The sequence below is a fragment of the Sphingomonas sp. LY54 genome (assembly GCF_035594035.1).
Lineage (GTDB): Bacteria > Pseudomonadota > Alphaproteobacteria > Sphingomonadales > Sphingomonadaceae > Allosphingosinicella.
In genome coordinates this window covers 3,105,960-3,119,051 of the sequence record NZ_CP141588.1, presented here as the reverse complement: position 1 = coordinate 3,119,051, position 13,092 = coordinate 3,105,960, and the positions used below count along the sequence as shown (strand labels likewise).

Annotated in this window: 12 protein-coding genes and 1 tRNA gene; 6 read left to right on the top strand and 7 right to left on the bottom strand. The window is 68.6% G+C overall.

Annotation, left to right across the window (positions count from 1 at the left end; genetic code table 11):
- The first annotated feature begins 9 nt into the window (after nt 1-9).
- The 3 genes from SH591_RS15425 to SH591_RS15415 all read left to right on the top strand — a co-directional run bounded on the left by SH591_RS15425 (nt 10) and on the right by SH591_RS15415 (nt 3,118).
- Entirely contained in the window at nt 10-951 is a 942-nt protein-coding gene (locus SH591_RS15425) for a homoserine kinase (protein WP_324749853.1), read from the top strand.
- The gene (thrC, locus tag SH591_RS15420; protein WP_324749851.1) at nt 948-2,249 is read left to right on the top strand and encodes a threonine synthase; all 1,302 of its coding nucleotides are present in this window, start codon (nt 948-950) and stop codon (nt 2,247-2,249) included. The genes SH591_RS15425 and thrC overlap by 4 nt, the downstream gene beginning before the upstream one ends.
- A 71-nt stretch (nt 2,250-2,320) precedes the next feature.
- Complete coding sequence (locus SH591_RS15415) at nt 2,321-3,118, top strand: 2-keto-4-pentenoate hydratase (protein WP_324749850.1); 798 nt, start codon at nt 2,321-2,323, stop codon at nt 3,116-3,118.
- 188 nt (nt 3,119-3,306) lie between these two features.
- On the opposite strand, the gene SH591_RS15410 is transcribed toward SH591_RS15415, so the two are convergent.
- Nucleotides 3,307-3,383 (bottom strand) — tRNA-Arg (locus SH591_RS15410).
- An 82-nt stretch (nt 3,384-3,465) separates the two neighbouring features.
- Here SH591_RS15410 and SH591_RS15405 point away from each other — a divergent pair.
- Nucleotides 3,466-3,954 (top strand): hypothetical protein, encoded by a 489-nt coding sequence (locus SH591_RS15405; protein WP_324749849.1) that lies wholly within the window; start codon nt 3,466-3,468, stop codon nt 3,952-3,954.
- Here SH591_RS15405 and SH591_RS15400 read toward each other — a convergent pair.
- Genes SH591_RS15400 through hemB form a run of 5 tightly spaced genes read right to left on the bottom strand, consistent with a single transcriptional unit; the run spans nt 3,951 to nt 8,840 of the window.
- Nucleotides 3,951-4,490 (bottom strand): gamma carbonic anhydrase family protein, encoded by a 540-nt coding sequence (locus SH591_RS15400; protein WP_324749848.1) that lies wholly within the window; start codon nt 4,488-4,490, stop codon nt 3,951-3,953. The two genes, SH591_RS15405 and SH591_RS15400, sit on opposite strands and share 4 nt — an antisense overlap.
- On the bottom strand, nt 4,487-5,044 hold the full coding sequence (locus SH591_RS15395; protein ID WP_324749847.1) for a GNAT family N-acetyltransferase: 558 nt from the start codon (nt 5,042-5,044) through the stop codon (nt 4,487-4,489). Before SH591_RS15395 ends, SH591_RS15400 begins: the two co-directional genes overlap by 4 nt.
- Nucleotides 5,041-5,580: a GNAT family N-acetyltransferase gene (locus SH591_RS15390; RefSeq protein ID WP_324749846.1), complete on the bottom strand. Its 540-nt coding sequence runs from the start codon at nt 5,578-5,580 to the stop codon at nt 5,041-5,043. Before SH591_RS15390 ends, SH591_RS15395 begins: the two co-directional genes overlap by 4 nt.
- 24 nt (nt 5,581-5,604) lie before the next feature.
- A complete protein-coding gene (locus SH591_RS15385) occupies nt 5,605-7,848 on the bottom strand; it encodes a fused MFS/spermidine synthase (RefSeq protein ID WP_324749845.1) in 2,244 nt (747 codons plus the stop codon).
- A complete protein-coding gene (gene hemB / locus SH591_RS15380) occupies nt 7,845-8,840 on the bottom strand; it encodes a porphobilinogen synthase (protein WP_324749844.1) in 996 nt (331 codons plus the stop codon). The genes SH591_RS15385 and hemB overlap by 4 nt, the downstream gene beginning before the upstream one ends.
- Before the next feature lie 172 nt (nt 8,841-9,012).
- On the opposite strand from hemB, the gene SH591_RS15375 reads away from it, so the two are divergent.
- Nucleotides 9,013-9,453, top strand: coding sequence for a hypothetical protein (locus tag SH591_RS15375; protein WP_324749843.1), 441 nt, complete (start codon nt 9,013-9,015; stop codon nt 9,451-9,453).
- A gap of 45 nt (nt 9,454-9,498) precedes the next feature.
- Nucleotides 9,499-10,392, top strand: a complete 894-nt coding sequence (locus tag SH591_RS15370; protein ID WP_324749842.1) for a diacylglycerol/lipid kinase family protein — start codon at nt 9,499-9,501, stop codon at nt 10,390-10,392.
- A gap of 2 nt (nt 10,393-10,394) precedes the next feature.
- On the opposite strand, the gene SH591_RS15365 is transcribed toward SH591_RS15370, so the two are convergent.
- Nucleotides 10,395-13,088 (bottom strand): valine--tRNA ligase, encoded by a 2,694-nt coding sequence (locus SH591_RS15365; protein ID WP_324749841.1) that lies wholly within the window; start codon nt 13,086-13,088, stop codon nt 10,395-10,397.
- Nucleotides 13,089-13,092: the final 4 nt, after the last annotated feature.

Here is a 13,092-nt window from a genome sequence, read left to right as displayed (position 1 = left end):
AGAGTGTTGATGGACAGGGCCTCGGCCAGCGCGCCGGCGAGCATCGGCAATGTCGGTGTCGGCTTCGACGTGCTCGGCCAGGCCTTCGACGCCGTCCGCGACCATGTGACGGCGATCCGCGAGGACGCGCCCGGCGCGCGCCTCGGCGCGGTCTCGGGCCTCGTCGCCAGTCTTCCCGACAGTCCCGCCAGCAACACCGCGCTGGCGGCGGCGGCGGCCCTGCTCGCGGCCTCCGGCGCCACGTTCGGCGTGCGGCTCGACATCGACAAGGGCATTCCGATCTCGGCCGGCATGGGCGGTTCGGCGGCTTCCGCGGTCGCCGCCGCCGCTGCGGTCAACGCCTTGCTGCCTGTCCCCTACACGCTCGAGGAACTGCTTCCGTTCGCGATCGAGGGCGAACGGGTCTCCTCCGACCCGCCGCCCTGGGACAATGTGATGGCGAGCCTGATGGGCGGCCTCGTGCTCGCCGCGCGGCTCGATCCGCCGCTGATCCGCCGGCTGCCGCCGCCGCGCGGCATCGTCTCGATCCTGTTCCATCCCTCCGCCAAGACCGAGACCCGCGCAGCGCGCCAGATCCTCAGCCCCGAAGTGCCGATGGCACTGGCGGTCGAGCACAGCCGCCGGATCGCGGCCTTCGCCGCCGGCTGCGCGCTCGGCGACCGCGCATTGATCCGGGCCGGGCTCGACGACGTCCTGGTCGAGCCGCAGCGCGAACGATTGCTGCCGGCCTTGCCGGAGGTGAAGAAAGCCGCGCTCGCGGCCGGCGCCCTGGGCTGCTCCTTCTCGGGTTCGGGGCCGTCGGTCTTCGCCTGGGCCGCGGAGGAGGATGCTGGGAAGGTGGAGGATGCGATGGCGTGGGCGTTCGCCCAATGCGGGCTGGCGGCGCGCGCCTATCGTGCGCCGGTCGATTCCGCCGGCGCCTGCCTCGAGCGCGTATCGGAAGCGGCATGAAATATGTGAGCACGCGGGGCGAAGCGGCCCCGCTCGGCCTGAGCGAGGCGATCCTGCGCGGCGCCGCCGCCGATGGCGGCCTCTATGTTCCGCAAGCCATCCCCGAGGTCGATCTCCCTGGCCTCTCCGGTTCCATGCCGCTGGCGGAGTTCGCCGCGGCGATGCTGGCGCCCTTCTTCGCGGGCGATGCGCTGGCCGCGGACCTGCCGGCGATCGCGGCGAAAGCGTTCGACTTTCCCGTGCCGCTGGTGACGCCGGATCCGAGCCGTCCCGGCCTGCGCGCGCTCGAGCTGTTTCATGGCCCAACCGGAGCGTTCAAGGATTTCGGCGCGCGCTTCCTAATGGGCTGCTTCGACCGGATCGGCGACGCCGCGCGGCCGCTGACGGTGCTGGCCGCGACCTCCGGCGACACCGGCGGGGCCGTCGGCTGCGCAGCGGAGGGACGCGCCGCCGTGAGCGCCGTCATCCTCTATCCCAAGGGCCGGGTCTCCGCCTTCCAGGAGTTGCAGCTCACCTGCTGGGACGATCCGGTGCGCGCGCTGGAGGTCGAAGGCGATTTCGACGATTGCCAGCGCCTCGCCAAGGCGGCGTTCGCCGACGGCGCGCTCGCGCAGAAACACCGGCTGAGCTCGGCCAATTCGATCAATATCGGCCGACTGCTCCCGCAAATGGCCTATCTCGGCCATGCTGCGCTGAAACTGTTCGAGGAAAGCGGGGTGAAGCCCGGTTTCCTCATCCCGACCGGCAATCTCGGCCACGGCTTCGCCGCCGTCTACGCGCGCGCGCTGGGCCTGCCGATCGGCCCGATCGTCGCCGTGACCAACGCCAATCGCACGCTGCAGCGCTGGCACGAGAGCGGCGCCTACGAACCCGGGCCGTCGGTCGCGACCATCGCCAATGCGATGGATGTCGGCGCGCCGAGCAATTTCGAGCGGCTGGTCCACCTCGACGCGGCATCGCGCCAGTTGGAGGTCGAACTGGTCGACGACGAGGCCATCCGCGCCCGCATCCGCGCCGAATATGCCGCCACCCGCTATGTCTGGGACCCGCATTCGGCCACCGCTGCCGAGGCTTTTGCTCGGCTTGACCCGGCCCGCGCGGCGGAGCGCCCCTGGATCACCGCGGCCACCGCCCATCCGTTCAAGTTCGCCGATGTCGTCGAACCGCTGATCGGGGCGCCGATCCCCGCCCCGCCTGCCCTGCAACGCATCGTCGGCCGCACGGCGCGCAAGACGACGATCCCGGCCCGGCTCGACGCCCTCGCCGAAGCGCTGCGGACACCCGTATTGGCCGAGTGAAATCCTTTACTTTGCGGCGCCGGTTACCAATAGCGGTCGCGCATTGGGCGAACCAAACGGGAGTGAATCGAGTGACGGACGAAGCGGCTGCGATCGCCGAGCGCTTTCTTGCGGCGCGGCGCAGCGCCAGCGGACTCGCCGACTATCCCGGCACGCTCCCGGAGACGCCCGACGCCAGCTATACCATCCAGGACGCGGCGATTGCGGCCTGGGACAAGCCGGTCATCGGCTGGAAGGTCGGCCGCATCCTGCCGCCGCTCTCCGACCGTTTCGGGGCGGACCGCTTCGTCGGCCCGATTTTCGCGAGCGCGACGGCTTCGGCGCCCGGCGACCGGTCGGCCATGCCGATCTTCGCCGAGGGCGCCGCCGCGGTCGAGGCGGAGTTCCTGCTCCGCATCGGCACCGAGCCGCCGGCCGGCCAGACCCGCTTCACGCTCGAGGAAAGCGCGGACCTGATCGATCGCGTCCATGTCGGCATCGAGATCGCCAGTTCGCCGCTCCGGGTGCTGAACGCCCTCGGTCCAGTCGCGGTCATCTCCGACTTCGGCAACAATAACGGGCTCGTGATTGGCCCCGCGATCGAGGATTGGCGGACGAGCGGCTTCGAGGCGTGGACCGTCGCGACCCGCGTCGACGGCGTCGAAGTGGGCAGCGGCCAGGCCACCGCCTTTCCCGACGGCGCGATCGGAGCGGCGCGGTTCCTGTTCGAGCTGATGGCGCGCCGCGGCATCGCGCTGCGCCCCGGCCAGTGGATTTCCTCCGGCGCGGTCAGCGGCGTGCACGATGTGACGCCCGGCCAGACGGTCGACGTGCGCTTCGGCGACCGCCACGAAGTGGGCTGTTTGGTCACGGCGGCGCGGCCGGAGTGACCGGGCGGCGGCCAGGCGGCGGTCCGAAAAGGACCGTGACGGAAGGCCGATGAAGCCCCTGCGCTGGGCGGCGATCAAAAGCATCATCGCGCGCGAGTGGCGCGAACTGGTGACGATCACCCCAGCGACCGCCCGTGGCAGACGCCGCTCGCCGCGGCGATGGCGGATGGTACCGACGATGTGGAGAATGGCGCGCCCGGAAGGATTCGAACCTCCGGCCCCCAGATTCGTAGTCTGGTGCTCTATCCAGCTGAGCTACGGGCGCGTTGTGGGGCTGGCTATTAACGGGAAAATCGAGGGGCGCAACCCCGGTTGCCGCGAAAAGCTGTGGAGAATAGGGAGGGAGCATGAAATTTCCCGCCTCGCGGCCGCTGATCGCCGCCCTCGCCTGTTCCCTGACGATGGCCTGCGCCGCGTCCGGCCCGTTTCCCTCGCTCGCCCCGCGTGCAGTCGAGAAGGAAGCCGAGGCGACGCCGGAGCCCGCGCCGCCGACCGTGGCGGATGCCGCCGTCACCGCGCGGATCGCGCAATTGCTTGCCGGCGCGCGCCAGGCCAATGCCGTGTTCGAAGAGGCCTATCGCGCCGCGGACCAGGCGACGGGCCGCGCCGGCGGCGTCGGATCGGAAGGATGGATCGCAGCGCAGCAGGCCCTGTCCCGCGCCGTGGCGGCGCGCGGGCCGGTGGTCGATGCGATCGCCGAGCTCGACCGGCTGGGCATCACCCACGCCTACCACCCGGCCAACCTCGCCGCCGTGCAGGAGGCGCTCGTCGAGGCGCAGGGCATAGCCGAGCGCCAGAGCAGCCTGATCGCGGCGCTGCAGGCGCGCCTGAGCTAGGCTTTCAGGGCCGCGGCGTGCGCCCTGGCTAGAGCGACATAATGGGCGACTCCGGCCCGGTGCCCGGCCACCTCCTCGTCGCTCAAGTCGCGGACATATTTGGCCGGGCGCCCTGCCCAGAGCTGGCCGGCCGGGATGCGCTTGCCCGGCGTCAGCATCGCCCCGGCGGCGAGCATCGCTCCGCCTTCGATCTCGCACCCGTCCATCACGATCGCGCCGAGGCCAACGAAGGCACGGTCGTGCAATACGCAGCCATGAACCATCGCCATGTGGCCGATCAGGACGTCGTCGCCGATCAAAGTCGGATGGCCCTGCGCCGCGCCGGGCTTGGGCGAATCGACATGGACGACGCTGCCGTCCTGGATGTTGGTGCGGGCGCCGATCCGGATGCGGTTCACGTCGCCGCGCAGCACGCAATTGTACCAGATGCTGGATTCCGGCCCGATCGCGACGTCGCCGATCAGTTGGGCGCCGGGCGCGACGAAGGCAGCCGGGTCCACCTGTGGGCTCTTGCCGCCGAAGGTCAGCAAGGTCATGGCCGCCACTCCTCGCGCTCGATCACATAGACGATGGTCGGGTTGAGTTCGGCCGAATAAGCCGGGTCGTGATGATCGAGATCGGCGCGGCGGCGCATGCCGAGCCGCTCCATCAGGCCCCAGCTCGCCTCGTTCTGCGCGACCGTAAGCGCGACGACCCGCCCCGCGCCCAGCGTCCCGAAGGCGTAATCGAGCGAGGCGGTCGCGGCCTCGCGCGCGAAACCCTGGCCCCACACATCCTCGCGCAGGCGCCAGCCGATCTCGAGCTCCTCGGCCTCGGCGAAAGGCGCGGCAACTGCGACGCGCAGGCCGCAGAAGCCGAGGAAGGCGCGGTCCGCCTTGCGCTCGACCACCCAGTGGCAAAATCCGCGCTCGATCTGCAGCGCGCGCGAGCGGGCGATGCCGGTGGCGATCTCCTCCGGCGACTGGACGGGGCCAGTCCAGCGCATCACTGCAGGCGAATTGCAATGGCGGGCCAGTTCAGCCTCGTCGCCCTCACGCCAGCTGCGCAAGATCAGCCGCGGCGTCTCCAGGATGAAATCGCCTCCGCTCACCGGCGCCAGTCCGCGCGATCGATCTCGTAGATGATGGTCGGGTTGAGCGTGGGGAAGCGAGGATCGTCATAATTGAGATCGGCGCGGCGGCGCATGCCGAGCCGCTCCATCAGGCCCCAGCTGCCCTCGTTCTGCTGGAAGGTGATGGCGAACACGCGCGGCGCGCCCAGCACATCGAACGCGTAGTCGAGCGAGGCGATCGCCGCCTCCTTGGCATAGCCCTGCCCCCACGCATCCTCGCGCAGCCGCCAGCCTATTTCCATCTCGCCGGAGATGCTGCTGCCGTCGCCGTCGGCGATCTTGAGGCCGCAAAAGCCGAGAAAGGCGCCGTCGGCCTTGCGCTCGACGACCCAGAAGGTGAAGCCGCGCTCCTCCTGCCAGCGCATGAAGCGGTCGCGGACGATCTCCTCCTGGAACTCAGGCGTCTGCACGCCGCCGAGCCAGCGCATCACCGCAGGCGTATTGGTGTGGCGCGAGAACAAGGCGGCGTCGCCGTGGCGCCAGTTCCGCAGGCAAAGCCGTTCGGTCTCGATCATGAGCGAGGCGTAGCGCTCGCGGGACTATTTCGTCCAGATGTCGAGCAAGGGCAGGATGCTGGCATGATCGTCGGTCCAGCCGGCAAAGCCGGCCGGCGCGCGCGGTTCGGTCCAGACCGCCATCACCTGGCCGGTATCGATCATCGCGTTGAGCATCGCCTCGTCGCGCGACAAGGCGACCCAGACGGAAGGGGTCGCGTTCTGACCGCGGTTCTTGTCCGGCGCATAAGCGCGCATCAGCGCATGCCATCCGCCCGCACGCGCCGCCATCGCCACGACCGGCTCGAGATCGAGGTAGCGGTTGGAGATATGGACCAGCAGCAGGCCCTTGGGCTGCAGCGCGCGAGCATAGACCGCGAAGGCCTCGCGGGTGAGGAGATGCATCGGCACCGCATCGGACGAGAAAGCATCGATCGCGAGAATATCCAGCCCGGCGGCCGGTTGCTCCGCCAGCGTCAGGCGGGCGTCGCCGAGGATCATCCGCGCCTGCGGAGCGCATTGGCTGAGGAAGGTGAAGGTGCCGCTGTCGCGGGCGAGCCGCACCATGCCGGGATCGATCTCGAAGAAGCGCCAGTCCTGGCCCGGCTGCGCGTAGCAGGCGAGCGTGCCCGTACCGAGGCCGACCACGCCAATGCGGGCGCCGGGGCCGTACAGGGTCGGCGCCGCAGCCATGGCGACGCCGACGCCGGAATCGCGCACGTAATAAGTGGTCGGATCGAGGCGCTTGCCCGGTTCCAGATTCTGGAGGCCGTGGAGCGTGCTGCCATGCGTCAGCGACAGCGCGTTGCGCCTGACATCGCGCCCGACCGAATAGATCCCGAAATAGGAACGGGTGCGGAAGCCTTCGAACGACCCCTTCAATGTGGTCCAGCCGCCATAGCTCAGCATCAGGGCGGCAAGGCAGGCCGCGAAGACCGGGGCTCGGCCGAGGCTGAACAGGGCGAGCAAGGCGATCGCTCCGCTGGCCACGCTCGCGACGAGCGCAGGGACGCCGGACACATATCGGTCGCCCACCACCGACAGGAGCAAAGCCGTCCCGACCACGATCGCCGCGAGCGGGAACGCGCGCCCCGGCACCGCCCAGAAGCGCTCGATCCGAGACAGGTAATTGCGCTGCGGGATCAGCCAGGCGGCCGCCACGACCAGCAAGGGATGCTCATAGGCCCAGTCGAACAGGGTCGGCGCCAGGATCGCGCAGAAGGTGCCGCCCAGCAGCCCGCCGACCGACATGGCCAAATAGAAGCCGGTGAGCCGGTCAGGCCCCGGCCGGAGACGGTACATCTCGCCATGGAGCGTCACTGCGACGAAGAACAGCAGGCTCAGGCCCAAAGTCGCGGCGACGAACGGATTGTTGGTGCCGTCGGCGAAGGTAAGGCCGCCGGCGATCAAGATGATGAGCGGCGCCACCTGGGTCACGAAGATGGTCGCGCCCCGGCCCCGCGCGAAGGCGATCGCGAAGCTCAGCAGATAGAGGCCGAGCGGGACGACCCAGATCAAAGGCATGGCGACGATGTCGGTGGTGAGGTGCGTCGTCGTCGACAGCATCAGGCCCGAGGGGATCGCGGCGAGCACGATCCAGTGGGCGATGCGGCGGCGGGCGGGCGCGGGCGACACCCGCTCGGGCTTCGCCTCGACGACGCGCCCCGGGATCATCAGCGCGCAACCGATGACGAGCAGCACCAGGAGCGCATAGCCGCCCGTCCACAGCCGGCTCTGCTGGTCCAGTGTGAGCAACGACTCGACGGCGAGCGGATAAGCGAGGAGGCCGGCGAAGCTGCCGAGGTTCGAGGCCGCGTAGAGCGGATAGGGATCGCCGCGCGCGCTTTCGAGGGCGTACCAGCGCTGCATCAGCGGCGCCTGCGCGGAGACAATGAAGAAAAGCGGGCCGATCGAGCTCAGCAGGAACCAAGGGACCCACAAAGCCGGAGCGAAATCCGTAGGGGGAGCCATCGCACGGAGGCCGATCGGCAGCCACAAAGCGGCGATGGCCAGCATGAGGAAATGGAGGGCGGCCTGGCGGCGCGGCGCCAGCGCCGTCAGCTTGTGCGCGTAATAATAACCGCCGAGGAGCAGCGCCTGATAGACCAGCATCGCGCTGTTCCACACCGCCGGTGCGCCGCCGATCCGCGGCAGCGCCATCCGCGCCACCATCGGCTGGGTCAGGAAGAGCAGGAAAGAGCCGGTGACGATCGTCGCCAGGAAGAGCGGCTTCGCCCAGCGCTCGCGCGCCGCCGCCGCGAGATCAGGATTCAGCGGCTCTGAACTCATGCACCCAGCAGCTTGGCGGCTAGCGGCGCGTGATAGGTGAGGATGCCGGAGCAGCCGGCGCGTTTGAACGCCATCAGGGTCTCCATGACGAGCGCGTCGCGCTCCCCTGCCCCGGCCGCCGCAGCCGCCTCGATCATCGCATATTCGCCCGATACCTGGTAGGCGAAGGTCGGCGCACCGAAGGCCTCCTTCACCCGGCGGACGATGTCGAGATAGGGCAGGCCTGGCTTCACCATCACCCAGTCGGCGCCTTCGGCGAGGTCGAGCGCAACCTCGCGAAGCGCCTCTTCGCCATTGGCCGGATCCATCTGGTAGGTCTTCTTGTCGCCCTTCAGCAGCCCGCGCGATCCGACCGCATCGCGGAACGGGCCGTAGAAGGCCGAGGCATATTTGGCGGCATAGGCCATGATGAGGACGTTGACGTGACCCTCGGCCTCCAGCGCGGTCCGGATCGCGGCAACGCGGCCGTCCATCATGTCGGAGGGCGCGACCACGTCGGCGCCGGCGCGCGCCTGCACCAGGGCCTGCTCGACGAGCAGCTTGCTGGTCTCGTCGTTGAGCACGTAGCCGGCGGCATCGGTGACGCCGTCATGGCCGCTCTCCGTATAGGGATCGAGCGCGACGTCGGTGAGGATGCCGATTTCCGGCACGGCGTCCTTGATGGCGCGGATCGCACGGCACATCAGATTGTCGGGATTGAGCGCCTCGCTGCCGGTCGCGTCGCGCAGTTCGCGCGGCGTGTTCGGGAACAACGCCAGGCAGGGAATGCCGAGATCGCGCGCCTGCCGCGCCTGCTCCACCAGTCGGTCGACCGACCAGCGCGACACGCGCGGCAGGGTCGCGATCGGCTCCTCCACGCCGAGGCCTTCGGCGACGAAGAGCGGCCAGATCAGGTCGGACGGGGTGAGGACGGTCTCGGCGACCATCGCGCGGGACCAGGCGGACGAACGGGACCGGCGCAGGCGCAGCGCGGGAAAAGCAGGAAGACTCATGGCACGGCTCTAGCCCGCAGGGCGCGGCCTTGCAAAGCGCGGCGGGCAACGGTCTCACCAAGATGGTGGTTTCGTTGAACGCGCGCCCTCAGCATGGCAAGGTCGCCGCTCCGGCCACCGGTTGCGTTCAGCGCCGAAGCGTCCGCGTCCTTCTTAAAAGAAAGGATCGTCGATGAAGCCGGCAAACTCGCTCTGGAAAATCGTCGTCACCGCCGCCGCGCTGGGACTCGCGGCGCCGGCGGGCGCAGCACTTCCGAACCCCGTCCTCTATCTGACGGCCGTCGAGAACTATTCGACCGGGAGCGGCAATTTCGTGCGCTACCGCTACGACGTGTTCAACAAGGCCGCCTATCCGGCGGACATGTTTACACCGGCTCCCAATCTGCCGCCGTGCGGGAAGAACACCAATTCGTCGCGCACCTGGGTCGATTTCTTCGATTCCCGCGGCAAGCGCCTCTACGGTTTCTGCGCGCTGGGAAGTCCCCAGAATCTGGGCTCGATCTGGTTCGCGACCGCCGAGGGCGTGGTTCCGCCGAGCTACGTCTATATCGTGATGACCGACCGCCAGACCAACACCAGCTACAAGTCCAACCTCGCGGACACGACGATGTAGCGATACCGCTTGGCACTTTGCCGTGGGTGGGGGGTTAGGCCCCCCATGCATGCACCGCGCCCCGTTCCCCGCGAAGCCGTCCTCGTCGTCAACGCGGCGTCGCGCAAGGGGCGGGACCTGTTCCGCGAGGCCAAGACCAAGCTGGAGGCGGCCGGCATCCGCATCACCGCCGCCTACCCCGTCCGGAACCCGCGAAAGCTCACCTCGACGATGCAGCAGGCCGTGGCGAGCGGCACGCCGATGGTGATCGTCGGCGGCGGCGACGGCTCGCTCTCCGGCACGGTCGACGACGTCGTCGACCGTGACTGCGTGTTCGCTTTGCTGCCCCTCGGCACCGCCAACAGCTTCGCCCGCACGCTCGGCATCCCGCTCGACCTCGACGGCGCGATCGCCACGATCGCCACGGGCAAGCGCAAGCGGATCGATCTCGGCGTCCTCGACGGCGACTATTTCGCCAACTGCGCCGCCATGGGCCTCTCGCCGATGATCGGAGAAGGCATACCGCACAATCTGAAGCGCTATCTGGGCCGCGTCGGCTACCTGATCTGGGCGATCTATTGCGTGTTCCGCTTCCGCCCGTTCAAGCTTTCGATCGACGACGGCGTCCAGAAGCATACGATCTGGGCGACCGAGGTCCGCATCGCCAACGGCCGCTTCCACGGCGGCGTGGAGCTGATCGAGCAGGCCGAGGTCGACAGCGGCGACATCGTCATCCAGGCCGTCGTCGGGCGCAGCATGGCGCACCTGCTCTGGGACTGGTTCGCCAAATATTTCAAATTGCCCGCCCGCGAGGCGGCGCACGAGGAGTTTCGCGGGCAGCAGCTGCGCATCGACACCAAGCCGCGCCAGAAGATCTCGATCGACGGCGAGGTGCTGGCCAAGACCCCCGCCGTCGTCGAAGTGGCGCACAAGGCGATCGAGGTGGTGGTGCCGGCCTGACCTCAGCCGAGGCGCTTGAGCGCCTCTGCGTAGCGCTCGGCATCCGACGCCTTTTCGGCATGATCGGCCTTGGCCTTCTCGACGGCCTCAGGCTTGGCGCGCTCGACGAAGCTCGGATTGCCGAGCCGCCCGGCGAGCGAATCCCGCTCCTTCTCGGCCGCCTGCAGCGCCTTGGCGAGCCGCGCCTTTTCGGCCTCGATGTCGATGACGCCCTCGAGCGGCAGCACGAAGGTCGCCTCGTCGACGATGACCTGCGCGGCGCCGCCGGCAGGGGGCGCTTCGACGCTGATCGTCTCGATCCGGGCGAGGCGCTTCAGCGCCGCCTCGTTGCGCTCCAGCCGGACGCGGGTCGCCGGCGCGGCGTCGCGCACGTGCAGTGCGAGTTTGGCGCCCGGGGGCACGTTCAGCTCCGAACGGGTGGCGCGGATGCCGCCGACCAGTCGGATCAGCCAGTCGATCTCGGGCCCCGCCTCGGGGTCGAGCGCGCGCGCGTCGGGCATAGGCCATTTGGCAGTGATGAGGTCGTAATCGCGGCGGCCCATGGCGTGCCATAATTCCTCGGTGATGAACGGCATGAACGGGTGCAGCATGACCAGGATCTGGTCGAGCACCCAGCCCGCCACTGAACGGGTCTCGTCAGCGTCAGCGCCGGTCGCCGGCACGCCGCCCTCGCCCTGGATCACGGGCTTGATCAGCTCCAGATACCAGTCGCAGAAGCGGCTCCAGGTGAACTGGTAGATCGTACTCGCCGCCTCGTCGAAGCGCAGTTCGGCCAGCGCGAGATCGAGCGCCTGCACGGTCGCCACCGTCTCGGCGACGATCCAGCGATTGACCGCGAGATTGGCCACGGGCGGATCGATCGTCACGCTCGCGCCGATCCCGTTGGCCTGGCAGAAGCGCGCGGCGTTCCAGAGCTTGGTCGCGAAGTTGCGATAGCCCTCGATGCGCTTCTCATCCATCTTGATGTCGCGGCCCTGGCTCTCCATCGCCGCCATGAAGAAGCGCAAGGCATCCGCGCCATAGCGGTCAATCAGCCCCAATGGATTGACTACATTGCCCTTGGACTTGGACATTTTCTGCCCGTCCGCGGCGCGCACCAGACCGTGCAGATACAAGGTCTTGAACGGCACTTCCTTCATGAAGTGCAAGCCCTGCATCATCATGCGCGCATCCCAGAAGAACAGGATGTCGAAGCCGGAGATGAGCACGTCGTTGGGGTAGCGCCCCTTCGCCTTCACGTCCTCGTCCGGCCAGCCCATCGTCGCGAACGGCCAGAGCGCGGAAGAGAACCAAGTGTCGAGGACGTCATTGTCGCGGGTCAAGACGACGCCGGCGCCCGCTTCGGCCTGAGCCTCTTCTTCGGTCTCGGCGACGAACACGCGGCCGTCCTCGGCGAACCACGCCGGGATGCGGTGGCCCCACCAGAGCTGGCGCGAGACGCACCAGGGCTGAATGTTCTCCATCCAGTTGAAATAGGTCTTTTCCCAGGTCTTCGGCACGATCTTGGTCGCGCCCGAGCGGACCGCCTCGATCGCCGGCTTGGCCAAGGTCGCGGCATCGACATACCATTGGTCGGTCAGCCACGGCTCGATCACCTCGCCCGAGCGATCGCCGAACGGGGTGGCGATCGTGCGCGGCTCGGCGTCGTGCTCCACGCCTTCCTTGTCGACATGGGGCACGAGGAAGCCCTCGGCCTTCAGCCGCTCGACGACCAGCTTGCGCGCTTCGAAGCGGTCGAGGCCGAGCAGGTCGTCCGGAATCAGCCCGTCCGCGGTTTGCGCGATCCGCGCCTTGGCGTCGAGCATGTTAAGCATCTCGGACGCCTTGAAGCCGGCGCGCTTGCCGACCTCGAAGTCGTTGAAATCGTGGCCCGGCGTGATCTTGACCGCGCCCGAGCCCAACTCGGGATCGGCATGCTCGTCGGTGACGATCGGGATCAGGCGGCCGGTGATCGGCAGCTTCACCTGCTTGCCGACCAGGCTCTTGTAGCGCTCGTCTTCGGGATGGACCGCGACCGCCATATCGGCGAGCATCGTCTCGGGGCGCGTCGTGGCGACCTGGATGAAGCCGCTGCCGTCCGCGAGCGGATAGCGCAGATTCCAGAACTTGCCGTTGACGTCCTTGGTCTCGACCTCGAGGTCGCTGATCGCGGTGCCGAGGCCCGGGTCCCAGTTGACGAGGCGCTTGTCGCGGTAGAGCAGGCCCTGCTTGTAGAGCTCGACGAAGACCTTGAGGACCGCCTTCGAAAACCCCTCGTCCATCGTGAACCGCTCATTGGCCCAGTCCATCGAACAGCCGAGGCGGCGGAGCTGCTGCGTGATCTCGCCGCCGCTCTCGGCCTTCCATTCCCAGACCTTGGCGACGAATTCGTCGCGCGTGAAATCGGTGCGCTTCTGCTGGCGCGCGGCCATCTGGCGCTCGACGACCATCTGCGTCGCGATGCCGGCGTGGTCGGTGCCGACCACCCAGCGCGCATCCTTGCCCTTCAGCCGCGCGTGGCGGACGAGGATGTCCTGCAGCGTATTGTCGAGCGCATGGCCGATATGCAGGCTGCCGGTGACGTTGGGCGGCGGGTTGACCAGGGTCCACGGCTCGGCGCCCGGGCGCTTCGGGGCGAACAGGCCCTTCTCTTCCCAATAAGGATACCAGCGGGCCTCGATGGCGCCCGGATCGAAGGTCTTCGGCAATTCGCTCATGCCG